The sequence below is a fragment of the Zhongshania marina genome, assembly GCF_002915595.1.
In the GTDB taxonomy this organism is placed as follows: Bacteria; Pseudomonadota; Gammaproteobacteria; order Pseudomonadales; family Spongiibacteraceae; genus Spongiibacter; species Spongiibacter marinus_B.
In genome coordinates this window covers 60,857-85,888 of the sequence record NZ_PQGG01000028.1, presented here as the reverse complement: position 1 = coordinate 85,888, position 25,032 = coordinate 60,857, and the positions used below count along the sequence as shown (strand labels likewise).

Below are 25,032 nucleotides of genomic sequence, written 5' to 3'. Positions count from 1 at the left end.
CATGAGCGCTCAAATGGCTTAACGACCACTTTGCAGCGCCTGTAGAACCGCTGAAAATTTCGGATTTGTGCTTGCTAAGGCGCTATAAGCTAGCTCGCGCCGAACAGGATAATGCTTGCGCAACAAATCAAACGCCTGCCCCCTGATGCTGGAGCCTATAATTTCACGAAAACGCTTGTCGTCTTCCATCACATCGTACACAGCGGCAACGGTATTCTTGATGAAATCAAGCTCATTTGCGCCGTCACACACTATCTCGGCACTGTCAGCCATTGAGGAAGGAACGGCAAAAGGTAATAAACTAAGGTTTAAGAATGCCGCCAATTCCGACGCAACCATTTTCAAGCCAGTTAATTTACCGTCCGCGCTATACCCCGCAATATGCGGAGTAGCAATACTGCAACGCAATGCGAGATCCGCCGGAAACCAGGGCTCACCCTCCCAAACATCAAGCACCAAGCTGATATCTGGACGCTGCTCACACAAAGACAACAAGACCTCTGTAGCAACGACCTCTCCCCGCCCCGCATTTAAGAGCACGGCATTGGCGGGCATTACCCCTAATTGATCAAGCCCAAGCATGTGATAACTTGGATATGGGCCTTCGCTGGTCAATGGCGCATGCAAACAAACTAAACTACAGCCCATCACCTCATCTAAGCTCGAAAGCCCCTCTGTGGCTTGATCAAGCAGGGGATCATAGGCCCGCCAAGCTATCCCTAGAGCGCTTAAACGGCGCCCAAGTCTCCGCCCTACGTTCCCGTAACCGACAATACCAACAGGCTCACCACCCAGAAGACGCTCAAGTAAATTCCCGCAGCTGCAAATAGCGCTAATGACATAATCAACCACCGACTCCGCATTTGAGCCCGGTGCATTGCAGACCTTTATTTCATTCGCCGCTAAATAGCTGAGATCAAGATGATCAGTGCCAATGGTCGTTGAGCCAACGAAACGCACCCCAGTGCCGGCCAGCAGCGCCTCATTCACCTTGGTGACCGAACGCACAATAAGCACTTCCGCAGCGCCAATATCTGCCCGGCATAATTGCCTTCCGCTTACCTGCTGTACGTCACCAAACTGAGAGAAGCACTCCACTGCAGCCGGAATATTCTCATCTACTATAATTCTCAATGCTGCCGAACTCCTCAAACAAGGAAATGCATCAATAACTTACATTAAATAATTACACTAACAAATTGAATTAACTACCTATTATAGATTCAAGAGTATAACTGCGCGGATCAGCCGCCTGAGGTAGCCCATAATAATTTTGCAGTGCTCGCCAGAATACCGCCGCCCTCCTTGGCAGGCCATTGGCAAGATAACGATGGACTGCCTGCCATACCGCAAGCTGGAATGGAAACGGGTCAATCGAGTCGCCATTGAGATTATCAATGCTCACTCGAAATTGCCGCCCTGCCGCCACGCTAAAGAGCCACTCTAAGGCCTGCGGCCGCGCCTCGACAGATTCAAAAACACGCTGCTGAGCCACGCTGCGCCCGTCTGGTTCATACCAGTAGCCATAATCAAGTTGCTGCCGCCGTTGCTCACCGGCGATGCACCAATGAGAAACTTCGTGCAAGGCACTTGCGGCATAGTCCGATCGGAAAATGATCTGATGATAATCGTCGCTGGACTTCGCTGGCTGATAAAGCGGCTCCTCGCCCCCCCCTAGCAATCGGGTTCGCATCGACGCAGCAAAACAGGCCTCAAATATCGAGCACAGAATATCAGCCTCTGAAGGCATCGCTTGTTTTAAGGGCTGAGCCTCAGGCATTGCGTAACAGCCCCTGCTCGCCCAATAAGGGCTCAGCCAATACACTCTCTTGTGCCGCTAAGGTACTGAGGTATTGGCTAGAGAGAAAATCACTCCCCGCCCGTAAATGAGCCAAATACGTGCTTTCTGGCAGTAAGTTGTTATTGATAAATGCCGGATTCGCAATATAAATCCACGTTGCCCGCGGGCCCGCTTGGGTCTGCACAATAAATCGTTCGCGACTGTAGCGAACCGGCGTGCCTTCAAAATAATCCATCAAACTCAAATCATTTACATTCTTTAGTGTGTAAAGAACCCCTTCAACATGACTTTTACAGCAGGGTTGAATATTGGCATACGCAACCGTCGGCTTGCAGTGCGACTGCTTATTAAATACCAGCCGAAAGCTAGGCAGCGTCGCCGCCTCGGCGCTAACAAATTCTAAGCCCCGGGCTCGCATCCGGGCTGGGTTCATATTGGAGCCATAGGCAAAATAGCAGGAAGTCATGATCAAACACTTGGCAAATTGCTAAACAGAGAGTAATTTTAACAGAAAGGGACATCGCCGCGACCGAGTTTATAGTGGCTCGGGTTTCAAATAAGATTTTCCCTGAAAGATTTTGTCCTAGCCACAAGCTTGCAAAATCCGCCGGCATGTACCGCCCGCTACGTGAGGAATGATCTATGGCTCCACGTAACAACGGTAATAAGCCTTCGTCCGCGAAGATAATCCCCTTTACTCTGCGTTCCACACGCACAGAGCAACATCGAATTCTTAGAGTGTCGCCAGAATACGATGGTCTTTGTTTGCTATACGCTCACCACGCGCTAAGCCGCGATAAATTGTATGCGGTAAAAATACTGGGCTGGGCGCGACTCGCCAACGGACAAACGGTTGCGATATTGCCCTGGTTAAACGCGATCTCGCGTTGCATAGACTTAAACGACCCCGAGTCGGGGCAAAGCCAGGGGTATTACGATCCCCGCAGCGGTAGCCATTTTAGTGAAACACCGCCGCACCATCTCGCCGCACTAGATGCGATGAGCCACTATTCGAGCACCACCGCAGTAATTCAGGAAATCCCCGACCTTATCGGCAGTCATGCGGCCCTCTTGGGAGACAATCAGCAGTTTTTATTAGAACCCGTAATTAGCTGGCGACTGCACAAGGACGGCAGGCTTGAGGCGCAGGTTGCAGATTTAAGTCTTGCCCAGCATTCACCCATTCTCGCCGGCGATGAGTGCCTATACCCAGTTCAACAGGAAGCCAATTTCCGGTATTTCTTTCAATATCATATTGCCAACCAAATCAAAGCCGGCGGCCAAATTGCAACGCGGGCCCTAAGTCAGCTCTTAACATGAAGGCCGGATTTAATCAGGCCTTCTTAAGATAGTAGTGATATTCCCCAGAAGCTTCCTCCTGAGCCATTAATTCATGGCCTAGAAAAGCGCAAAACTTGGGAATATCACGGGTCGTCGCAGGATCGGTAGCCACAACCTTAAGAACGTCGCCCGATGAAATATCCCGTATTTTATTGTGCAACATCATTACCGGTTCGGGACAAAACAGCCCGCAGGTATCTAGAATGTGATCAGCCTCAATTGCCAAACTTAAACTCCAAATTTGTACACGTGTGCCCAAGCCTAGCCCGCGCATCTACCACCGTATTAGTCTTTTGCTACAACCGTCCAGCTCTCAGTATCTGGACTAAACACAATGCTCGCTTTTTTACTTTCTAGGGCGCGGCGAAGCTGACTGATTTTTACCTCAAGGCTCACCTCACTTTCGCCATAGTCAGTGCCATCACGGGTGACTAACTCTTCTAACATACCCTGAAAGGCTTCTGGGCTTAATTTTTGCCAAGGAATTTCTACATATTCACTCATGTACGGGCTTACCAAACTTAAGGGTCATACGGTCACTTTCACCAATAGCCAGATACTTCTCCCGATCCTTATCACCCAAACGCAAACTTGGCGGTAAGGTCCACACCCCTTTCGGGTGGTGGTGATTATCTTTGCTATTGGCATTGATTTCACTACTGTCGAGCAATAAAAATCCAGCGGATTCAGCAAGAGCGATTACTTGCTTTTCTGAGACATATCCGCTGCTAACCATCACTTCCAAGGAGGCGTCCGCGTCAGCACGGTGCTCAACCACCCCCAAAATACCGCCAGGTTTTAAGACTTTAAACGCCGCAGCAAACACATTCTCAGCCACACCGGCTTTTAACCAATTATGGACATTGCGGAACGTTAGCACCTTATCCGCCGTGCCCGCCGGCGCGATCTCTGAATATTTGGGTGGCTGCAGCGTCGTCAGCTCGACCTTGCCATAAACAGCGGGGGCTGCAGCGAGCTTAGCTTCAAAGCTCGCACGAGCCTTGCTGTAAAATGCCACATCGCTGTCGTTAGCAAATTGCGCGGTATATAACTTGCCACAATCACTCACTATAGGCGCCAGCACCTCGGTGTACCAACCGCCACCGCCTGGCCATAACTCAACGACAGTGTCGCAGGGCTGAACGCCAAAGAAAATTAAGGTTTGCAGTGGGTTTCTATATTGATCGCGGCTGCGGTTTTGTTCACTGCGATGTTCTGCATTCAACACTTCGGCCCACTTCAAATCTGTTACTGCGGGAGCGGAATGCGCGGCCCCGCAAAACACGGAGAAAATCAAAACCGGTACAGTAGCTAATTTCATTTTTATCCCCTTTTGGCTAATGCCACTGATCATACGGATTGTTCAGTTAAAAAAGTGCGTACATGTTCGACTTTTTCCAACATCGTTTGTTCTCTGTCAGTTCGCGTGCCTATTTTCAGCTGGGTAGATAATCGCGGTACGCCCATCTCGTGTAAACGAGCATGACAGCGCTTAATTGACTCCATGACGACCTCCCACTCGCCCTCAATATTAGTGCCGTAGGCATGTAATTGGTGCGCCAAGCCCATTTCCGCAATGATCAATTGACACTCTGCTATATAAGGTGTCAACGAAGCCTCAACATTCAAGGGCGTAATACAAAAATCGACAATCACTTTCACGATCTGCTCCTAAGTCTGTCTGCCACCAGATAGTCGTAGTATGCTAATACTGTAATCTAACACTACCAACGTAGAAAAAGGACGGCACCGTGAACAACTCTCTTGTCTTTACCTTTTTGGGGCTGGATCGCCCTGGACTGGTTGAACGGCTGGCTGATGTAGTCGCAGACCATCAAGGCAACTGGTTAGAAAGCCGCATGACTCAGCTAGCGGGTCAGTTTGCCGGTATTGCCCGGGTAACTGTACCGGAAAGTGAAGTCGATGAACTCAGCAATGCCCTTTTAAGCCTGAATATTGAAGGCTTAACCATTAATATTCAGGCTGGGCAAAACTCGCCCGTCGGCAGTAAACCCAAAATGTGTAAATTACATATTCTTGGTAATGACCGCCCAGGTATCGTTCGCGAAGTCAGTCGCGCCCTAAAACAACAACAAATAAACGTGGTGGAAATGAGCTCCAATATCACCAGTGCGGCAATGAGTGGCGACGCCTTATTTGAAGCCCATGTCAGTGCAGAAATACCTATCGGCTGCGATATTGACGAATTAGAAGACAGTTTAGACACCATCGCGGAGCAACTCAGCATCGATATTGTTTTGAGTTAAGTCTAAATGCTTATCCGCGAATTTTGTGAAGAGTAAAGACCAGCGCTGCCGCAAGCAGCGCTAAAAAGCCCACGCCCAATACGCAAAGCAAAAAATACTCGGCAATTTCCCGCCACGGCACATCAAAACTCCATACCGCAGAGCACACCAACATCACCGTTGCCAACACCGCTAATACCGGTGTCCGATAGCGCTTATAGGCTTTTATATACTGATTTACCACGTAATTTTACCGCCTGATCCCGCATTGAATTTACGCACTGAATTATCCCAATGCATCTTCCCGCACCCACTCACAGCGCAGCCGCCCAGCGCCCTGCCCTGGCACATGGCATTCATCCTCTGCCTGCCACACAAATGTGTGGGTGCCGTTGTAAGCGGTTTGTAAATGTACGGTTGCCGTTACCCAGTACATTTTATGAAGCATTTTTTCAAACTGCTTTATCCACTCATCCCACTCGTGCTCAATTGCCTTATAGGAACTGCCAAAGTGAATCACATCGGTTTGGCAGTCGCCAAAATCAATTGCGGGACGCGGGGCTGAAAACATTTCGCGGCACAGCAATGGCCAATCTTCCGACGCCGGTAGCGAAGCCGTTACAAGTTGATTATTGTCGCGCCGTTCAGCAACATCTGCCTTGCTGCGAGCAAACAACATATCTGTGATGCAACCGTAAACCACCGATTCCTGTGCCATAGCCAACCCTAAATTATCGTGTCTACGGGAGTCTACAAAAGCTGCCTGTTGCCGGCCAGTCATTTTCCTGCTTAAGCAGTGTGAACCTCACTGCCTGAAGGCAAATGAAGATATCGCCATGCAATCAATAAGGCTGCGGCAGCGGCAACCGCGGCAGCTACAAAACACAGCACACCGCTATAATCCCAAGCCCAACCGCTCAAAACCGCACCCACGGCTCCACCTAAGCCGAAACTTAAACCGCTATATAAAGCCATGCCCTGGCCATGATGCCCCACAAAGCACTGCCGAATAATTTCGATACCGGCTGCGTGGTAACTCCCAAAACTTGCCGCATGTAAGCATTGGGCTATAAATAAAACCCAGGGGTACTCAACAAAGTAGGCAATTAGTAACCAGCGCAGGCAAGAAAGCGCCAAACTCCACAGCACTATAGCCCTAAGACTATATGCGGCTAATACCCTATGCATGCCAATAAACAGCACTACTTCAGCAATCACACCTAAAGACCAATACACACCAATTGCAGATTTTGAGTAAGACTGCGCCTCAAGATAAATACTGAAAAAAGTGTAGTAAGGGCCGTGCGATAGCTGCAAAAAGAAACTAACCGCAAAAAAAGCAATAACTGCTGGGTGCCGGAGAATTGAAGCCAAGGATTGGCGATTTTGCCTATTCGTCACAGCACCGTCCTTTTCAGCCACGAGCAAACTCGCCAGCCAGATCCCCGTGAGCAGCGCAGTGATTAAATACAGCAGATGGACTATTGGATGATGGTCTAACCACCAGCCAACGCCAAGCACCGCTGCAATAAACCCTATTGAGCCCCACACCCGAATCCGGCTATAGCGACCGTAACGCCCCGCCAGATGCGACAAGGTTAATACGTCAAATTGCGCTAACACCGCATTCCAGAAGAAGCTGTACGTGACAACGACTGCGGCGAGCCACCAAAAATCTGAACGCAAATATACGCCACAGAAGGCGACCACAGCAGAAAAAGCCCCATAACGAATAATGCGACTGCGATAGCCGTAGGTGTCGGCCAGCCAGCCCCACAAGTTTGGCGCAACAATCTTCGTCGCCATTACGAGAGCCGACAGAATGCCAATTTCCTCAGAACTGAAATTAAGGGATTTTAAATACAAAGCCCAATAAGGTACCCAGGTTCCTAGTAGCGCAAAATAGCAAAAATAGAAACCTGATAAGCGCCAATACGGCACCACAGCCGCCATTTTGAATTAAGACGTAGCGGCGGGAATGACTGGGGTAGCGGAACGCACGTCGGCATTTTGCCCGCGATTCCTTAGCAAGTGATCCATCAATACAATGGCTACCATTGCCTCAGCAATTGGAACAGCACGAATCCCAACACAGGGATCATGGCGGCCGGTGGTAATCACCTCAACAGGATTCCCATCAAGGTCGACGGTTTTACCTGGCACCAAAATACTGGAGGTTGGCTTTAAGGCAAGGTGCGCGACCAAATCCTGGCCGCTGGAAATACCACCGAGAATACCGCCGGCATTATTCGAGGTGAAACCCTCTGGGGTTAATTCGTCGCGGTGGGTGCTGCCAAGGGCATCAACACAGTCAAATCCGGCACCAATTTCGACGCCCTTTACTGCATTTATTCCCATCAAAGCATGGGCGATGTCGGCATCTAAGCGGTCAAAAACCGGCTCACCCAAACCCACCGGCATGCCGCTGGCCACAACGGTTAATTTTGCACCGACAGAATCGCCCGATTTACGCAGCTTCTGCATATACTCTTCCATGCTTGGAATTTTATTCGCGTCTGGGCAAAAGAACGGATTGGTTTCAACCACCGCCCAATCTACATTTTCAATCGCAATGGGGCCAAGCTGAGAAAGATAACCACGCACTTCGACACCACAGGCCCGCAAATATTTCTTCGCAATTGCACCGGCAGCAACCCGCATCGCGGTTTCTCGCGCCGAGGACCGTCCACCACCACGGTAGTCACGTGAACCGTATTTTTGTTGGTAGGTGTAATCGGCGTGCATAGGGCGAAAACGGTCTTTGATTTTGCCGTAATCTTTAGAACGCTGATCGGTATTCTCAATTATCAAACCAATAGAAGTGCCGGTGGTTTTCCCCTCAAATACACCTGACATGATTTTAACCACATCGTCTTCGCGGCGCTGGGTGGTGTAACGCGAGGTGCCAGGCTTACGGCGGTCTAAATCAATCTGTAAATCTTCCTCACAAATCTCTATTCCTGGTGGGCAACCGTCAATAATGGCGCCGAGGGCGAGCCCGTGACTCTCACCAAAAGTAGTGACTGTAAACAATTTACCGATGCTATTACCTGACATGAGGTTTCCTGAATCTACTTTAATTAAGGCCGATCTGACGGCGGATTATACGGCAAACATGGAATACAGTCAGACACTCACAAAAAACTGTCTGCATATTCAAGCAATTGCTCGCGGGTCATCACAAATACACCGTGGCCACCACGCTCAAACTCCAGCCACATAAAGGGAACCATCGGAAAAGCCTCGTCTAGGGCGATGCAACTATTCCCGACTTCAACCACCAATATGCCATTGGGATTTAGGTAGTCAGCCGCATGCCGTAAAATTTGGCGGGTAATATCTAGACCATCCGGCCCAGAGGCCAAGCCGAGCGCGGGTTCACGATGGTACTCTGCGGGCATATCGGCCAAATCTTCCGCGTCAACATAGGGTGGGTTACTGACGATGAGGTCGTAGCGCTCCCCCGCCAACCACTCAAACACATCAGATTGCACCGCCCTAACGCGATCAGACAGGTCGTGGCGGGCAATATTAATGTCAGCAACATTAATTGCATCCAGCGAAATATCAGCCAAATCTACGGTGGCATCCTCAAACTGATAGGCGCAGGCAATGCCGATGCAGCCGCTACCGGTGCACAGGTCTAGAATACGTTGAGGATAGCTACCACCCAGCCAGGGTTCAAAGCCTTGAGCTATTAGCTCAGCAATTGGGGAACGTGGCACCAATACCCGCTCGTCCACATAAAAAGACAGGCCAGCAAACCACGCCTCGCGGGTTAAATACGCAGCCGGTAAGCGCTCATTAATGCGACGCTCCAACAGCGATAAGATCGACTCGCGTTCCGCCTTGGTTAATCGGGCGTCTAGCAAATCATCCGCAAAATCGAAGGGCAAATTAAGAACGTGGCTAATCAACACCCGTGCTTCGTCATAGGCGTTATCTGTGCCGTGCCCGAAGAACAAGCCAGCGCGACCAAATTCACTTATCCCCCAGCGCAGGTAATCGCGAAGGCTAAAAAGCTCGTTACTGATATCTTGAGTTTGGCTCACAGTGTCTTCCACATGTTCAAAGACGCAATTTTACACGACTTGATCCATTATTCTCACCCTCAACGTATGTACAGATGAAATTGCAATTTCTTAATATTCATCGGGTAGAAGATCGTTTGGAATGTAACCTTGGGTTTGCTACCATTCCCCACCCAAATAGCGCACGAAGGATAAACAGTGGAAAAGGCGTTTGCAGACATTATTAAAAAAATCGGCGAAGATCCGACCAGAGACGGCCTATTAGACACACCGGCCCGCGCAGCAAAGGCATTTGAATTTTTGACGGAAGGCTACCGTCGCAATGTCAAAGACGTGGTAAATGACGCCCTATTTGAATCGGATTGCAACGAAATGGTTGTGGTTTCCGACATTGAATTATACTCGCTATGCGAACACCACCTGCTCCCCTTTATTGGTAAATGCCACGTAGCTTATATCCCTCAGGGAAAAGTACTTGGACTCTCCAAAGTTGCTCGCATCGTGGATTTATATGCACGTCGCCTGCAGATTCAAGAAGGCCTCACCACACAAATCGCGAACACCATGATGGAGGTGACTGGCGCAGAAGGTGTGGGCGTTATTATTGAAGCAAGGCATATGTGCATGATGATGCGCGGCGTTGAAAAGCAAAATTCCGTTATGCGTACCAGCGCGATGCTCGGCGCCTTCAAAGACAATCAAGCGACTCGAACCGAATTTTTATCACTTATTAATATGTAAGTTTACGCTCCCATAAATCCCTTTATGGGAGCAAATCCAAGCCTCACGCTAACCGTCAAGCCCTGCTTAAAAACTCCCTAACCCACTCCGCTATTTGTGTAGCTTGCGCCTCCATATGGCAGTGATGCTGACCCTCGATTTCTCTAATTTCAAAACGATTGTCTATATTAATATCCAGTGTCGGCAGCCACTGACCCAAGCCCTGCTTAGCAGATACCAACATCGCGGGGGCGATAATTGCATCAATGCTTGCCTGTAACTGCTGAAGACTCAGCTTTACCGGCGACGCCAACTTCAGCCGTTTGTCACTGCGCCAATAAAAACGACCGTCCTCAGCCTGAGTTATGCCCCGCGCCACGATTAATGCCGCCGCATCAGCGAGCATGGGGGTCGCTTTGCAGCGAGCCGCTACCGCAGTGTCAAATGTGGCGTGACCTTTATCACCACCGATAACGGGAGTATTGGTAAAATCTTTAAGATATTTCCCCATCTGAACTGGGAAGTTCTCGGAAATTTCGGGTTGCGGAATCAAGCCATCCAAGCACACTAAATGGCTTACTCGCTGGGGAAGCGCACCACTCAGTAAGGTGGCGATATTGGCGCCACGAGAATGGCCTAATAAGGCAAATTTCTGCCAGCCCATTTGATCAGCCACCCCGACAATACTGCGTAAATCATCCCAAATCGCGTAGTTTCCAGATGCTGGCTTATGATCACTTAAACCGTGTCCCGGCAAATCGATTGCTAATATCTGCGCATTGGGAAGCAATTCAGCAATGCGGTCAAAACTCGCAGCATTGTCCAGCCATCCGTGCAGTGCGATGACGGGAAGCCCCGAATCATCACCCCAAAGCTTTGCTGCTAGACGTAAATCGTCAACAACAAAGGTTTTTTCTGTGGCGGCGCGCCTACTCATCGGCCGTTGTGATCGTAATTAGGATAATGACGAAGCCACTCTAAGCTTCCACAGCACTGAGCAAATACGTCCGCACTAATCAACGCCATACTGGCGGGCTGCATTCCCCAGTAGCTTTTATTGTCGCCGCCATGCCAGTGCGCAATCGCATTGCTAAGCAAAGGATTATGTGATACCAGCAGCAGGCGCTCACCCCTAAAAGTAGCAAGCATCGCCTCTAACTCAGACTGCGGCGTATCAGGGGTTAAAGACGATTTCAAACGCGGCCGCAGCTGCCAATCTCTATTTATAATCGCAGCGGTCTGCACTGCGCGCCGATAGGGACTAACCCATAATTCATCGGGTTTCCATTCGCTTGCGCTAATCCAATCTGCCGCGGCGTTTACCTCTTGTTGACCTACTTCGGTTAGCTCTCGCTCGATATCTGTTTTGGTATCCCAAGAAGCAGAGCCATGCCGTATTAACAAAATTTCCATAACACCTATTACATTACTTAATGATGAACTCTACATCGCGATTCTGCTCGGCACACATCATGGTGCCGATAACTTCACTCACCTGACGACCGTTATAAATAATATCGTAAAGGCCATTTACCAAGGGCATATAAATATCTAAGGCCTCAGATTGCTCCTTCATCAGCCGCAAGGTATTCACACCTTCCGCAACTTGACCAAGGCTGGCAACCACCTCATTTAAGTCTCGTCCCTGCCCTAGTTCATAGCCGACGCGGTAATTGCGGCTCAATGGCGATGTACAGGTAACGAACAAATCACCGACACCAGCCAAGCCCATAAAGGTGAGTGGATCTGCGCCTTTGATCACTGCATAGCGGCTCATCTCAGCCAAGCTGCGGGTTACCAGCATGCTGATGGTATTGTGACCACAGCCCATAGCCGCAGCCATACCCGCCGTAATGGCATAAACATTTTTTAAAGCGCCGGCTAGCTCAACACCGTACATATCGTTACCTGCATATACTCTAAAATACGAGCACTGTAGCACCTCCTGAATGGTTGCATTCACCTCAGGGTCTTCACTGGCGATAACCGTACCGGTGATCATTCTTGCCGCTAATTCTTTCGCTAAGTTTGGGCCGCTCATGACACCTAGACGCACCTGGGGAAGCTCTTCACGCAGCACTTCGCTCATTAACTTATTACTTTCAAACTCAATACCTTTGGTCGTGCTGACCAAAATAGTGCCCGGTGCTAAGTAATCCGCTAATTGCCTTGCCACCTCTCGGCTAGACTTACTTGGGATAGAAAAAAACACCGCGTCGCAGTTTGCGACCGTTTCTTGCAAATTGCTGCTAGCCCGCAACGAGGGATTGAGTTTTATGCCGGGGAGATATACTTCGTTAGTATGTAATTCGTTTACTTCTTGAACACGCTCTGCGGTTCTCATCCATTGGCAGGTATCATGTCCGTTGTCGGCCATAATATTTGCGATCGCAGTTCCAAAGCTGCCACCACCGATAATCGCAACCTTATATTGTTTTCCCATATTTTAGCTAACCCCTGTCTTATTTACCGTGAGTTTATCACTGCTGCACAGGACTAAAACAAAAAAGGCGGCTTTCGCCGCCTTTTACTTCAAATTTATGCGCTTAATTCTAAAAGCAGCTTATTCAGCTTGTGAACATAACTTGCTGGGTCTTCAAGCTGTGCTCCCTCCGCTAAATGCGCTTGATCAAATAGAACATCAACTAGATCGGCAAAACGATCCTCATCGGCTTCATTGTCTAGCTTAAGCACCAAGGGGTGTTGCGGATTCAGCTCAAAAATAGGCTTGCTTGGCGGTAATGCCTGCCCTGCCGCCTCCATCATCCGGCGCATTTGCGCCCCCATATCGTCCTCAGTAACAACCAAACAGGCGGGCGATTCGGTCAAACGGCCGGTTACCCGCACCTTTTCAACTTTTTCAGCTAATACGGTATTTACCCGCTCAACGAGGTCTTTGTGCTCCTCTGCCAAGACTTCTTGAGCTTTTTTCTCGGCTTCGTCTTCAAGGTCGCCCAAATCCAAGTCGCCGCGACCCACATCTAAGAAAGGCTTGCCATCGAATTCGGCAAGGTGGTTCATCAGCCAATCGTCAACGCGCTCAGACAGCAGCAGCACTTCGATACCCTTCTTACGGAATACTTCAAGGTGAGGGCTGTTAGAAGCTGTTTTATGGCTTTCACCGGCCACATAATAAATTTTATTCTGCCCCTCTTTCATTCGCGCAACGTAATCTTCTAGCGAATGGGTCTGCTCAGCCTTATTGTCATGGGTGGTTGCAAACCTAAGCAGCTTAGCGATTTTTTCCTTGTTGCTGAAATCTTCAGCAGGCCCTTCTTTCATTACCTGACCAAAGGCTTTCCAGAACTGCTGATACTTTTCAACATCGCTTTTCGCGAGTTTGCTCAGCATATCTAAAACACGCTTGGTTAATGCGCTCTTCATGGCGTCAACGGCGGGGTCTTGCTGTAAGATTTCGCGAGATACGTTTAACGACAAATCATTTGAGTCGATAACACCCTTAACAAAACGCAGGTACAAGGGCAGGAACTGCTCAGCGTCATCCATAATAAAGGTGCGCTGAACGTATAATTTAAGACCGCGCGCAGCATCGCGATTCCATAAATCCATGGGCGCTTGACCAGGCAAGTACAAAAGACTGGTGTACTCTAGCTTCCCTTCTACTTTATTGTGACTCCAATGCAAGGCTGGGCTGAAGTCATGACTAACGTGCTTATAGAAAGCCTGATATTCGTCATCTGTGACTTCGCTACGAGAGCGGGTCCACAGCGCGGTGGCGCTATTAACCGCTTCAAAGCTTGGCTCCACTGGCTCTTCACCTTCTTTAGGCGCAGGTGGATTGTTTAACATTTGAACCGGAATGCTGATGTGGTCGGAATATTTTTTGATAATCGAACGCACCCGCCAATCGTCGGTAAATTCGCTATCTTCTTTGCGCAAATGCAATACCACGGTGGTGCCGCGTTCGGCCTTCTCGCAGGATTCAACTGAGAAATCTGCCTCGCCGCTAGACTCCCAATGCACTGCATCTGCTGCACTTAAACCGGCGCGGCGAGTGAACACTTCAACGCGTTCAGCCACGATAAATGCCGAATAAAAACCGACACCAAATTGACCTATCAATTGCGAATCTTTTTTACCGTCGCCGGTCAGGTTCTTCAAAAACTCCGCCGTGCCTGAACGCGCGATGGTACCCAGATTATTAATGACCTCCTCACGCGACATGCCTATGCCGTTGTCGTTTAAGGTAAGGGTATTGGCTTCTTTGTCGAGGGTAATTCTAATGCGCAAATCGGGATCATTTTCATAGAGCGATCCATCTGCTAGCGCTTCGTAGCGGAGCTTATCTGCGGCATCCGAGGCGTTTGAAACCAGCTCTCTAAGAAAAATTTCCTTATTGCTATACATTGAGTGAATCATTAACTGCAGCATTTGCTTCGCTTCAGTTTGAAAACCCAGAGTTTCTTTTTCTGCTGTCGACATTGTTGCTACCTTTCTTCAAAAAATTAAGTGTGACCGCAGCGCACTACGGCCAGTGCTTAGAAGATGGGGTCACCACCTAATTTTTCAAGGCCAATATCAAGGATTATCTGGCAACACCCGCGCCAATATAGCGTCGACATCAGTGTTCTCCGGTAGACAACCGTATATCGCCTGCACACCGCATAAGCGTGAGTGAATAAATGCTTCTGCAATCGCTGCTGGCGCCGACTCAAGTAGCAGCGAGGCTTGCATCGTTAGTGCCAGCTGCTCAATTAAATAGCGAGCACGAAACTCAAGCGCACCGGTTCTCGCAAAAGTCTCTTTCAGCTTACTCACCGCGCTATCTAGTAAGGTATTGCGGCCAGCGGTTTTGGCTATTTCCATAAACCAACGATCGAGAACCGCCGGTGTTTTCTGTAAAGCGCGCAATACGTCCAGGGCCTGAATATTCCCTGAACCTTCCCAGATCGCGTTGATCGGCGCCTCGCGGTAGAGCCTTGGCATAATGCAATTTTCAATGACGCCGTTGCCGCCCAAACACTCCATCGCCTCATAAGCGTGTCCGGGGGTGCGTTTACATATCCAAAACTTACCGACAGCCGTACCCAAGCGCATCAGCAATTGCTCTGCAGGGTCGTCGTTATTATCTAAGGCCTTCGCCATCCGCATCGTCAGCGCAAGTGAGCCTTCTACCTCAAGGTGCAAATCTGCCAACACGTTTTTCATTAGGGCTTGGTCGATTAATCGTGCACCGAAGGACGAGCGCTCGCGCGCATGATTGACCGCCTGCACTACTGCTTGGCGTTGCCCCGCCGTTGAACCGACCATACAATCGAAACGTGTTAGCGCGACCATCTCGATGATAGCAGCCACACCTCGCCCTTCTTCACCCACCATCCAGCCTTGGGCTTGGCGCAACTCCAACTCTGAAGAGGCATTCGACACATTCCCCATTTTATTTTTTAAACGTTGCACGTGCAGGCCATTCTTTTGCCCATCTTCTCGCCAACGGGGAACCAAAAAACAACTCAGGCCGCCACTAGACTGCGCTAACATTAAGAAGGCATCACACATTGGCGCCGATAAAAACCATTTATGGCCATTAATTGTGTAAAGCGCGCCATTACCGGATTCCTTCACCGGCTCTGCGACGGTGGTATTTGCGCGCACGTCTGAGCCGCCCTGCTTTTCCGTCATCCCCATTCCAATGGTGACCGCAGTCTTTTCAAAATAAGGCACATTCTCGGGCTGATACGCCGTATTTAAAATTTTAGGCAGCCAGGTTTCAGCCACGCTCGGGCACAACTTAATCGTTGGCACCGAGGCAAAAGTCATTGTGAGGGGGCAACCGTGTCCGGCATCAATTTGCGATTGCATATAACTTAGCGCTGCGCGCTTAAGGTGAGCATTCTTCGCATCTGGCTGCCACGGCCCTGAATGGATACCTTCGGTCAGCGCCATATTCATTAACTGATGGTAAGCGGGGTGAAATTTAACTAGATCCACGCGATGGCCAAAGCGGTCGTGACTTTCAAACTGGGGTTTGTGCTCATTGGCGTCAAAACCCCATTGAATCACCTCAGCGCGACCGCAGCGCTCACCGTAGGCGAGGAGTTGTTCGGTGTCCTCCACGCCGTAATGGCTTAGCGATTCCTGGAGCACACGATCACTGGCGAAAAGATTGTAATTCTCCAGCGGTGAGGATTGATTAAATACCTGATGGGTTTCTGCGCCTAAATGCGCTTTGGAAGTAGTTTGTTCAATAGACATAAAACCCACCTTACTATTTTGAAATTAGGAATTATCGATCACCCCCACCGCGCGAAGGCAAAAGTCGCGCAATGCGGCTGTCGTTACCTCATTGCAGCTAGGATGATCTAGCGGACCGAGTAGGCTTTCCGCCATAGCCCCAACCAGTGCTGCTGCGGACAGTGACGGTATTTGCTCCTGCAATACACCGCTTTCAACTCCCTCAGCAATCACCGCCTCAAACAATGCGGAATACGTTCTTCGGTACTGCAAACGAGCGTGATCAACTGCAGGATCAACTGGCTCTGCTATAAGCGCCCACGCTAGCTTAGGTGCTCCAAATGCCCGCTGCGCAAATGTCTCTGCCGCTGCGGCTAAGCGCGCTGCAACCGAGCCATCTAGTTGTAAAGCCGCCTTTACCGCCTCGACTTCTCGAATCGTCGCGCGGCGAAAGACTTCCGTACTCAATTCATCTTTATTGCGAAAATAGCGATACACCGTCCCGACACCTACCCCCGCTTGCGACGCTACCGCCTGAATAGTGAGCGCGGCAAACCCGCCCTCCCTCACCAGTGATTCAGCTGCGTGAAGCAGGCCCGACTTTTGCGCTAGCTTGCGCTGGGTAACCATCGGGGTTTCGCGATATGCCATGGGGACTCCGTCGAATATCAAACAAGTGAATCATGATTCACTTGTTTGATCAAGGTCTAATTGTGCTCAAAACATTATGTACTTAAAACGCAAAAAGGCGGCCGAAGCCGCCTTTCCTAACAACGCTCTAGGAACTTACCAGCCGGTAACTTCTTTCAATGCTTTGCCAATGTCCGCCAATGAGCGAACAGTTTTAACACCTGCATCTTGCAGCGCAGCAAATTTCTCATCAGCAGTACCTTTACCGCCAGAGATAATCGCACCTGCGTGCCCCATACGCTTACCAGCAGGTGCAGTAACACCAGCTATGTAAGATACAACAGGCTTAGTTACGTTTGCTTTGATGTAAGCAGCCGCTTCTTCTTCTGCTGAACCGCCGATCTCACCGATCATCACAATCGCTTCGGTCTTGGGGTCTTTCTCGAATAAAGCGAGAATGTCGATGAAGTTAGAGCCTGGGATTGGGTCGCCACCGATACCAACACAGGTAGACTGGCCAAAACCGTGATCAGTAGTCTGCTTAACCGCTTCATAAGTCAGAGTACCTGAACGAGAAACGATGCCGACTTTACCTGGCAAATGAATGTGACCAGGCATAATGCCAATCTTGCACTCACCTGGTGTAATAACACCTGGGCAGTTAGGTCCGATCAGGCGAACGCCCATCTCGTCACATTTCACTTTACACTCAAGCATATCCATTACTGGAATGTGCTCAGTAATACATACGATCAGTTTAATACCAGACGTAGCCGCTTCAAGGATAGAATCCTTACAAAATGCTGCTGGAACATAGATTACAGAAGCGTCCGCGCCAGTAGCGTCAACAGCTTCTTTAACAGTATTAAATACTGGTAGACCAAGGTGCTCGGTGCCGCCTTTGCCTGGCGTTACACCGCCAACCATTTGCGTACCGTAAGCAATCGCTTGCTCAGAGTGGAAGGTACCCTGACCGCCAGTGAAACCTTGACAGATTACCTTGGTGTTTTTGTCGATAAGAATAGACATTATTTGCCCCCTGCTGCTTTAACAGCTTGCTGAGCTGCGTCGGTTAGACTGGTTGCCGCGATGATATCGAGGCCTGAGTCAGACAGCAGTTTAGAACCCAGCTCTGCATTGTTACCTTCTAAGCGAACCACAACTGGTACGCTAACGCCCACTTCCTTCACTGCGCCGATAATACCTTCGGCAATCAGATCACAACGTACGATACCGCCGAAAATATTAACGAGAACGGCTTTAACATTGCTGTCTTCAAGGATAATTTTGAAGGCTTCAGTAACACGCTCTTTAGTTGCACCACCACCTACGTCGAGGAAGTTAGCGGGGAAACCGCCGTGCAGAGAAACGATGTCCATAGTACCCATCGCCAAGCCAGCGCCGTTTACCATGCAACCGATATTACCAGTCAGGGCAACGTAGTTTAGATCCCACTCAGCGGCACGTGCTTCACGCTCGTCTTCCTGTGAAGGGTCATGCATTTCCTTCAGCTCAGGGTGACGGTACATTGCGTTGCCATCGACAACCAACTTCGCGTCCAAGCAGTGCAAATTGCCTTCGCTGGTAATAACCAGTGGGTTGATTTCCATCAGGGCTAGATCTTTGTCTTGGAATAATTGCGCCAAGCCCAAGAAAATCTTAACGAATTGCTTTACCTGGGTTGGGTTTAAGCCCAACTGGAAAGCCAACTCACGGCCTTGGTATGGCTGAGCGCCAGTCATCGGGTCGATAATTGCCTTGAGAATCTTCTCTGGAGTCTCTTCTGCAACTTTCTCGATTTCAACACCACCTTCGGTAGATGCCATGAAAACGATACGACGTGAAGAACGGTCTACAACTGCACCTAAATACAGTTCTTGATCGATATCAGTACAAGATTCAACCAAGATTTTAGAAACAGGCTGACCATTTTCATCTGTCTGATAAGTTACTAGGTTTTTACCTAGCCACTTTTCAGCAAATGCTTTGATCTCATCTTTGCTGCTAACCAGCTTAACGCCGCCAGCTTTGCCTCGGCCACCAGCGTGAACTTGGGCTTTAACAACCCATTTGTCGCCGCCAATTTTATCAGCTGCAGCTGCAGCTTCTTCCGGGGTATCACAGGCATATCCTGTAGAAACAGGTAGCCCGTATTCGGCAAACAACTGTTTGCCCTGGTACTCGTGAAGGTTCATGTTGGAATTACCATCTCGGTCTGTGGAAGTGTTAAGCGAGTTAGATCCTGTCAGTGACTTGGCCCGCTCCCTCTGCACATTGCAGTAACAACGCGAAATCGGGATGCGTATTTTCCCGAATTTCGCGCACTACCGCAAATCTATTTACGCTTCTTGCGGTTTGGCATGTGGATAGCCTGTCCATTCACCGCTAATGCGGCCTCATGCACAGCCTCGGAAAGCGTTGGATGACCAAATACTGTCAAACCAATGTCTTCCGCCGAGGAACCAAACTCCATAGCGATAACAACTTGTTGCACTAGATCCGCCGCGCTAGCACCAATAATATGGCAGCCAAGAATACGGTCGGTCTCTTCATGGGCGATCATTTTCACCATCCCCACTGAGTCATTTGCCGCCACCGCGCGACCAATCGCCGCAAACGGGAAGGTGCCGACCTTGTATGGCACACCGTCGGCCTTTAACTGCTCTTCTGTCTTACCCACACCGGCAATTTCCGGATGAGTGTATATAACAGATGGAATGCAATCGTAATTCATCGTGACTTTATGGCCGGCTATGCGCTCGGCTACCATCACACCCTCTTCTGAACCCTTGTGGGCTAGCATCGGGCCGCGAACAATATCACCGACAGCAAAAACACCTGCGGTGTCGGTTTCGCAATAATCGTTAACAAAAATGAATCCGCGCTCATCAAGATTTACGCCGCAATCTGGCGCAAGCAAGCCGCTGCTCATTGGCTTACGGCCAACGCAAACAATTAACTTATCGAAGGTTTCGGTTTTCTCTTCGTCGTTGTGCGAGTAACTAACCTCAACCTTGCCTTTGGCGGTTTTCGTTGCAGTCACACGGGCACCCAAACGGATGTCTAGGCCTTGCTTTTTAAACACCTTCGCCGCTTCTTTAGCAATTTGTCCGTCTACCGCCGGCAAGAACGTATCTAGTGCTTCTAGCACAACAACATCACTACCTAAACGCGACCAAACACTGCCAAGCTCCAAACCGATAACACCTGCACCGATGACACCTAATTTGGCTGGAACACTTTGAAACTCAAGAGCACCAGTTGAATCCACAATAATATCTTGGTCAACAGGCGCGGGAGGAATAGCAACCGGAATAGAACCCGCGGCGATAATAATATTCTCTGCCTCGAGTATGCTGGTACTGCCGTCGGCGGCGGTAACTTCAACCTTTTTGCCGGCCAACACTTTACCGGCGCCCTCTACCGAAGTAACGCCATTTGCCTGAAATAAGCCACCAATACCGCCAATCATCTGCGCAACAACCGCGTCTTTGCGTTTGATCATGGCAGGAACATCAATCGTCACGTCGCCAGTAGCAATACCGTGTACAGCAAAATTATCTTTTGCTTCGTGGTATTTGTAGCTGCTGTCCAACAGTGCCTTAGAAGGAATACAACCAACATTCAAACACGTGCCACCCAAGGCCAATTTGTCGCTTTTGTTGCGGGCTTTTTCTACGCAGGCAGTTTTCAAACCAAGTTGCGCAGCACGAATTGCTGCAACATAACCCGCGGGGCCAGAACCAATTACTACCACATCAAATTTCGACATATTTACTTCCCGTTCTTTAGTTTGGGCTTAGCTGCCAAGCAAGACGCCACAGCTAAATGACGCTGATGCCGTAAGCTTCGGCATCAGTCATTTTCGTCAACTAAGTTTTAAATTTCGAGTAATATCCGCGCTGGATCTTCAATCAAGTCTTTAATTGCGACCAAAAATTGAACCGCGTCTTTACCGTCTACAAGGCGGTGATCGTAGGACAACGCCAAGTACATCATCGGTAAAATAACAACTTCACCGTTAACCGCCATAGGACGATCTTGGATTTTGTGCATACCCAAAATAGCGGTTTGCGGTGGGTTGAGAATCGGCGTAGACAGCAGCGAACCAAATACACCGCCATTGGTGATGGTGAAGGTACCGCCGGTCATATCTTCCATACTTAGTTTGCCGTCTTTTGCACGCAAACCGTATTCACGGATTTTCTCTTCAATTTTCGCCATGCTCATGTTTTCAGCATCGCGGAGCACGGGAACAACCAAACCTTTCTCAGTTGAAACCGCCACACCCACATCTTGGAAACCGTGGTACACCACGTCATCGCCATCGATAGAGGCATTTACCGCGGGGAAGCGCTTCAATGATTCACAGGCAGCTTTCACAAAAAAACCCATAAAGCCTAGGCGCGTACCATTGTGTGATTTCTCGAACAAATCTTTATATTGATTACGTAAATCCATCACCGGCTTCATATTGACTTCATTGAAGGTTGTCAACATTGCCGTAGTATGAGTTGCCTCAAGAAGACGCTCAGCGATACGCTTGCGCAAACGGGTCATTGGCACCCGCTTTTCAACTCGCTCACCAGCTGGAACATCAACCGCTGGCGCTGGGGCTGCTGCTGGTTTTGCAGCAGGTGCAGCTGCAGGCTTATAGTTTGCAACGTCTTCTTTGGTAATAACGCCGCCCTTGCCCGTTCCAGTAACAGCGGCCGCATCAATGCCTTTCTCATCTAGCATTTTGCGTGCTGCTGGGCTAATTTTTAGGTCTGCGGTAGCAGCAGGCGCTGCCGCTGCTGGCTGAGCAGACTCAGTAGGAGCACTTGCCGCCGCGCCCTCTTCAAACGTGGCGATAAGCTCATCGCTAAGAACGGTATCGCCCTCACCTTTAATAATTTCTTTCAATACGCCGTCAGCGGGTGCAACAACTTCGAGCACCACCTTATCCGTTTCAATGTCTACCAGTGGCTCATCGCGGGAAACCGCTTCCCCAACTTTTTTATGCCATGTAGCAATAGAACCGTCTGCGACTGATTCCGGAAATGTTGGTGCTTTAATTTCAGTGCTCATCACTATTCCTGTCAATTAATATCGCTGTACGAGACAGTCTTTATAAGTTGATTAAAACCTTACAGTTTTAATGCCTGTTTAATAAATTTCTCTTGCTGCTCAAGGTGTAAAGCCATGTAACCAGCCGCAGGTGATGCTGAAGGCTCCCGCCCTACATAACCGAGCAATAGATTCTTTTCAGGTTTAAAGCTGCGTATCACGCGAGTCATGCGATGACGACTGTTATACCAAGCCCCTTGGTTGCGCGGCTCTTCCTGACACCAAACTACTTTCTTCAGATTTGGATAACCCGCAATCGCATTACGCAAATCGTCGTAAGGGAATGGATAAACCTGCTCGAGACGAACAATAGCTACTGAGTCTTTACCGTGTTCACGACGAGCTGCACGCAGATCGTAATACACCTTACCGCTGCACAAAATCATGCGGGTAACTTTTGACTTATCGATGTCATCAGTCTCATCAATCACATTTTGGAATTGACCTTCGGTTAACTCTTCGATGCTTGATACCGCTTCTTTATGACGAAGCAAGCTCTTAGGTGACATCACGACTAAAGGACGACGCAGCGGGCGAATCGCCTGACGACGCAGCATGTGATAAACCTGAGCTGGTGTAGACGGAACACACACTTGAATATTGTGCTCTGCACATAATTGCAAGAATCGCTCTAGTTTCGCAGAAGAATGCTCCGGCCCCTGCCCTTCATAGCCATGTGGTAAAAGCATGGTTAAACCGCACAAACGGCCCCACTTTAATTCACCACTACTAATAAATTGGTCTATAACAACCTGCGCGCCGTTGGCAAAATCACCGAACTGCGCTTCCCATATAACTAGGGCATCAGGCTGCGTGGTCGAGTAACCGTATTCAAAGGCGAGTACCGCTTCTTCTGACAGCAAAGAGTCGAAAATCGAAAAAGCAGGCTGCCCGTCAAACATATTCTGTAAAGGAATATAGCGACGCGCATCAGATTGGCTGTGCAAAACAGCATGGCGATGTGAGAAGGTACCGCGACCAACATCCTGACCGGTCAAACGCACCTTGTGCCCCTGCTTAAGCAACGACCCATAAGCCAAGGTTTCTGCAAAACCCCAGTTAATAGGCATTGCGCCAGCGGCCATTTTGCGGCGATCTTCATAAATCTTGGCGACCTGACGCTGAACCACAATACCTTCAGGTATCGCATTAACTAGCTCAGCAGTTTCCTTAAGCAACTTTGGATCAATGGTGGTATCACCGGCAACATCCCAAGCGTGACCAAGATAAGGAGTCCAATCGACAAACAGCTCTTTGTTTGGCTCCATAACCAAACTCTTTGCTACATGCTCACCATTATCAAGTGCCTGACGGTAATCATCAGCCATTTTATCTGCCAGCTCTTTGCTTACAACGCCTTCTTCAAGCAGTTTGTTAACATAGAGCTCACGGGTGGTTTTTTGCTTATTGATTTTGTTATACATCAATGGCTGAGTGCCCGAGGGCTCATCAGCTTCATTGTGGCCACGACGGCGGTAGCAGATTAAATCAACAACCACATCTTTCTTAAATTCTTGACGGAAATCCGCAGCCAGTTGGCTAACAAAGAGCACCGCTTCTGGGTCGTCACCGTTAACATGGAAGATTGGCGCCTGAACCATTTTCGCAACGTCGGTACAGTATTCTGTTGAACGTGCATCTTCCTGCAAGCTAGTGGTAAAGCCAACCTGGTTGTTAATAACGATATGGACAGTGCCGCCTGTTTTGTAGGCGCGGGTTTGAGACATTTGGAATGTCTCCATTACCACACCTTGACCAGCAAAGGCCGCGTCACCGTGCAAAACGATAGGCACAACTTTGTCGCCGATTGGGTCGTTACGACGATCTTGGCGCGCTCTTACCGAGCCTTCAACAACCGGCGATACGATTTCCAAATGCGAGGGGTTAAAAGCCAAGGCCAAATGCACTTCGCCACCCGGAGTCATCACATTGGAAGAAAAACCTTGGTGGTATTTAACGTCGGCTGAGCCTTGGTACTTAACCTTGCCTTCAAACTCATCAAATAACTCGGCAGGATTCTTACCTAAAATATTGACCAGTAAATTGAGACGGCCCCGGTGAGCCATGCCGATGACCATTTCTTTGGCACCGTATGAACCCGCACGCTGAATGATGGCATCCATCATCGGAATCAAGCTTTCGCCGCCTTCCAAACCAAAACGCTTGGTACCTGGGTACTTAGAACCCAGCGATTTCTCCAAGCCTTCGGCAGCGGTTAAGCGCTCTAATAAGTGCGTGCGAATATCAACGCCATACTGTGGCTGAGACCGAACGCTTTCCATCCGCTGCTGAATCCAAGTGCGCTCGCGGGTGTCGACAATATGCATAAACTCAGCGCCAACAGAGCGGCAATACGTCGAACGCAGGGCGTCATAAATATCGCGTAGGGTCGCTTGATCTTTGCCGATATAAAGGCTGCCAGTTTGGAAGGTGGTATCAAAATCAGCTTCGCTCAACTGGTGGTATTGCAACTCCAAATCCGGAACCCGTGGCCGCTGCCACAAACCTAAAGGATCGAGCTCCGCTTCCTGATGACCGCGCTGACGATAGGCGCTAACGAGCTGAATAACTCTGACCTGCTTGCGCTCATGAACACTAATGTCATTGTTCACCGGGCCGCTGTAGCGAATTGGCGTCTTTGCTAGCTGAGCAAAGTGTTCGCGAACTGGAGAGTGAGGGATATCGTGCGTCGTGTTTTCACTGACGCGGGGCAATTGCTGAAAATAATCACGCCATTCGTCAGAAACGGCGTTTGGGTCTGTGAGGTAGGCTTCATACAACTCTTCTACGTAAGTCGCATTACCGCCAGATATATGTGAGCTTTTCCATAGAAGCTCCATCGAATTTTTCTGCATTCCTGTCCACCTAAAAATAAGGGAAGTGGCAGTCTGAATGATCAATGCCCGATAAGGCTCTTCTCATCCTGTGTAGCCCAGCAGCATTCAGTGTACGCCGCAGAACC

At 49.4% G+C, this 25,032-nt stretch carries 26 protein-coding genes; 3 read left to right on the top strand and 23 right to left on the bottom strand.

Going from position 1 to position 25,032, the window contains the following annotated elements; translation table 11 throughout:
• Nucleotides 1-18 precede the first annotated feature (18 nt).
• The 3 genes from C0068_RS11605 to C0068_RS11595 form a co-directional block, all read right to left on the bottom strand.
• Complete coding sequence (locus C0068_RS11605; RefSeq protein WP_146047887.1) at nucleotides 19-1,134, bottom strand: 4-phosphoerythronate dehydrogenase; 1,116 nt, start codon at nucleotides 1,132-1,134, stop codon at nucleotides 19-21.
• Nucleotides 1,135-1,204: 70 nt separating this feature from the next.
• Nucleotides 1,205-1,780, bottom strand: coding sequence for an elongation factor P hydroxylase (locus C0068_RS11600; protein WP_103684652.1), 576 nt, complete (start codon nucleotides 1,778-1,780; stop codon nucleotides 1,205-1,207).
• The gene (locus C0068_RS11595) at nucleotides 1,773-2,267 is read right to left on the bottom strand and encodes a gamma-glutamylcyclotransferase family protein (RefSeq protein ID WP_103684651.1); all 495 of its coding nucleotides are present in this window, start codon (nucleotides 2,265-2,267) and stop codon (nucleotides 1,773-1,775) included. The genes C0068_RS11600 and C0068_RS11595 overlap by 8 nt, the downstream gene beginning before the upstream one ends.
• Nucleotides 2,268-2,443: 176 nt before the next feature.
• Here C0068_RS11595 and C0068_RS11590 point away from each other — a divergent pair, with 176 nt between their 5' ends.
• Nucleotides 2,444-3,121, top strand: coding sequence for a hypothetical protein (locus tag C0068_RS11590; RefSeq protein WP_146047886.1), 678 nt, complete (start codon nucleotides 2,444-2,446; stop codon nucleotides 3,119-3,121).
• 13 nt (nucleotides 3,122-3,134) lie between these two features.
• Here C0068_RS11590 and tusA read toward each other — a convergent pair whose 3' ends face one another.
• Genes tusA through C0068_RS11570 form a run of 4 tightly spaced genes read right to left on the bottom strand, consistent with a single transcriptional unit; the run spans nucleotide 3,135 to nucleotide 4,804 of the window.
• Nucleotides 3,135-3,368 (bottom strand): sulfurtransferase TusA, encoded by a 234-nt coding sequence (gene tusA, locus C0068_RS11585; protein WP_233208802.1) that lies wholly within the window; start codon nucleotides 3,366-3,368, stop codon nucleotides 3,135-3,137.
• Between the two features lie 59 nt (nucleotides 3,369-3,427).
• Complete coding sequence (locus C0068_RS11580) at nucleotides 3,428-3,646, bottom strand: YheU family protein (protein ID WP_103684648.1); 219 nt, start codon at nucleotides 3,644-3,646, stop codon at nucleotides 3,428-3,430.
• Nucleotides 3,639-4,463, bottom strand: coding sequence for a class I SAM-dependent methyltransferase (locus C0068_RS11575; protein ID WP_103684647.1), 825 nt, complete (start codon nucleotides 4,461-4,463; stop codon nucleotides 3,639-3,641). The genes C0068_RS11580 and C0068_RS11575 overlap by 8 nt, the downstream gene beginning before the upstream one ends.
• A gap of 29 nt (nucleotides 4,464-4,492) precedes the next feature.
• A complete protein-coding gene (locus tag C0068_RS11570; protein ID WP_103684646.1) occupies nucleotides 4,493-4,804 on the bottom strand; it encodes an MTH1187 family thiamine-binding protein in 312 nt (103 codons plus the stop codon).
• An 89-nt stretch (nucleotides 4,805-4,893) separates the two neighbouring features.
• Here C0068_RS11570 and C0068_RS11565 point away from each other — a divergent pair, with 89 nt between their 5' ends.
• Nucleotides 4,894-5,409, top strand: coding sequence for a glycine cleavage system transcriptional repressor (locus C0068_RS11565; RefSeq protein WP_103684645.1), 516 nt, complete (start codon nucleotides 4,894-4,896; stop codon nucleotides 5,407-5,409).
• 10 nt (nucleotides 5,410-5,419) lie between these two features.
• Here the strand turns inward: C0068_RS11565 and C0068_RS11560 are convergent, their stop codons facing one another.
• The 5 genes from C0068_RS11560 to prmB form a co-directional block, all read right to left on the bottom strand.
• Nucleotides 5,420-5,632, bottom strand: coding sequence for a hypothetical protein (locus tag C0068_RS11560; protein WP_103684644.1), 213 nt, complete (start codon nucleotides 5,630-5,632; stop codon nucleotides 5,420-5,422).
• Between the two features lie 42 nt (nucleotides 5,633-5,674).
• On the bottom strand, nucleotides 5,675-6,106 hold the full coding sequence (locus C0068_RS11555; protein WP_103684757.1) for a hypothetical protein: 432 nt from the start codon (nucleotides 6,104-6,106) through the stop codon (nucleotides 5,675-5,677).
• A gap of 71 nt (nucleotides 6,107-6,177) precedes the next feature.
• On the bottom strand, nucleotides 6,178-7,341 hold the full coding sequence (locus tag C0068_RS11550) for an MFS transporter (RefSeq protein WP_103684643.1): 1,164 nt from the start codon (nucleotides 7,339-7,341) through the stop codon (nucleotides 6,178-6,180).
• A 6-nt stretch (nucleotides 7,342-7,347) separates the two neighbouring features.
• Nucleotides 7,348-8,445 (bottom strand): chorismate synthase, encoded by a 1,098-nt coding sequence (aroC, locus tag C0068_RS11545; RefSeq protein ID WP_103684642.1) that lies wholly within the window; start codon nucleotides 8,443-8,445, stop codon nucleotides 7,348-7,350.
• A 77-nt stretch (nucleotides 8,446-8,522) separates the two neighbouring features.
• Nucleotides 8,523-9,440: a 50S ribosomal protein L3 N(5)-glutamine methyltransferase gene (gene prmB, locus C0068_RS11540; RefSeq protein ID WP_103684641.1), complete on the bottom strand. Its 918-nt coding sequence runs from the start codon at nucleotides 9,438-9,440 to the stop codon at nucleotides 8,523-8,525.
• Between the two features lie 177 nt (nucleotides 9,441-9,617).
• Between prmB and folE the strand changes: the two genes are divergently transcribed.
• Nucleotides 9,618-10,160 (top strand): GTP cyclohydrolase I FolE, encoded by a 543-nt coding sequence (gene folE / locus C0068_RS11535; RefSeq protein ID WP_103684640.1) that lies wholly within the window; start codon nucleotides 9,618-9,620, stop codon nucleotides 10,158-10,160.
• A 55-nt stretch (nucleotides 10,161-10,215) separates the two neighbouring features.
• Here folE and C0068_RS11530 read toward each other — a convergent pair whose 3' ends face one another.
• The 11 genes from C0068_RS11530 to C0068_RS11480 form a co-directional block, all read right to left on the bottom strand.
• Nucleotides 10,216-11,076, bottom strand: a complete 861-nt coding sequence (locus C0068_RS11530) for an alpha/beta hydrolase (RefSeq protein ID WP_103684639.1) — start codon at nucleotides 11,074-11,076, stop codon at nucleotides 10,216-10,218.
• Complete coding sequence (locus C0068_RS11525; protein ID WP_103684638.1) at nucleotides 11,073-11,552, bottom strand: SixA phosphatase family protein; 480 nt, start codon at nucleotides 11,550-11,552, stop codon at nucleotides 11,073-11,075. Before C0068_RS11525 ends, C0068_RS11530 begins: the two co-directional genes overlap by 4 nt.
• Nucleotides 11,553-11,565: 13 nt before the next feature.
• Nucleotides 11,566-12,582: an NAD(P)H-dependent glycerol-3-phosphate dehydrogenase gene (locus C0068_RS11520; RefSeq protein ID WP_103684637.1), complete on the bottom strand. Its 1,017-nt coding sequence runs from the start codon at nucleotides 12,580-12,582 to the stop codon at nucleotides 11,566-11,568.
• A gap of 95 nt (nucleotides 12,583-12,677) precedes the next feature.
• On the bottom strand, nucleotides 12,678-14,582 hold the full coding sequence (gene htpG, locus C0068_RS11515) for a molecular chaperone HtpG (protein ID WP_103684636.1): 1,905 nt from the start codon (nucleotides 14,580-14,582) through the stop codon (nucleotides 12,678-12,680).
• 96 nt (nucleotides 14,583-14,678) lie between these two features.
• On the bottom strand, nucleotides 14,679-16,352 hold the full coding sequence (locus tag C0068_RS11510; protein WP_103684635.1) for an acyl-CoA dehydrogenase family protein: 1,674 nt from the start codon (nucleotides 16,350-16,352) through the stop codon (nucleotides 14,679-14,681).
• Nucleotides 16,353-16,376: 24 nt separating this feature from the next.
• Nucleotides 16,377-16,982 carry a TetR/AcrR family transcriptional regulator gene (locus C0068_RS11505; protein WP_103684634.1) on the bottom strand — a complete coding sequence of 202 codons (606 nt, stop codon included), beginning with the start codon at nucleotides 16,980-16,982 and terminating at the stop codon, nucleotides 16,377-16,379.
• Nucleotides 16,983-17,117: 135 nt separating this feature from the next.
• Nucleotides 17,118-17,990 (bottom strand): succinate--CoA ligase subunit alpha, encoded by an 873-nt coding sequence (gene sucD / locus C0068_RS11500; RefSeq protein WP_103684633.1) that lies wholly within the window; start codon nucleotides 17,988-17,990, stop codon nucleotides 17,118-17,120.
• On the bottom strand, nucleotides 17,990-19,156 hold the full coding sequence (sucC, locus tag C0068_RS11495; protein WP_103684632.1) for an ADP-forming succinate--CoA ligase subunit beta: 1,167 nt from the start codon (nucleotides 19,154-19,156) through the stop codon (nucleotides 17,990-17,992). Before sucC ends, sucD begins: the two co-directional genes overlap by 1 nt.
• A gap of 140 nt (nucleotides 19,157-19,296) precedes the next feature.
• Nucleotides 19,297-20,733, bottom strand: coding sequence for a dihydrolipoyl dehydrogenase (gene lpdA, locus C0068_RS11490; protein ID WP_103684631.1), 1,437 nt, complete (start codon nucleotides 20,731-20,733; stop codon nucleotides 19,297-19,299).
• 107 nt (nucleotides 20,734-20,840) lie between these two features.
• Nucleotides 20,841-22,031: a 2-oxoglutarate dehydrogenase complex dihydrolipoyllysine-residue succinyltransferase gene (gene odhB / locus C0068_RS11485; protein WP_103684630.1), complete on the bottom strand. Its 1,191-nt coding sequence runs from the start codon at nucleotides 22,029-22,031 to the stop codon at nucleotides 20,841-20,843.
• Nucleotides 22,032-22,090: 59 nt separating this feature from the next.
• Entirely contained in the window at nucleotides 22,091-24,925 is a 2,835-nt protein-coding gene (locus tag C0068_RS11480) for a 2-oxoglutarate dehydrogenase E1 component (protein ID WP_103684629.1), read from the bottom strand.
• Between the last annotated feature and the right edge of the window lie 107 nt (nucleotides 24,926-25,032).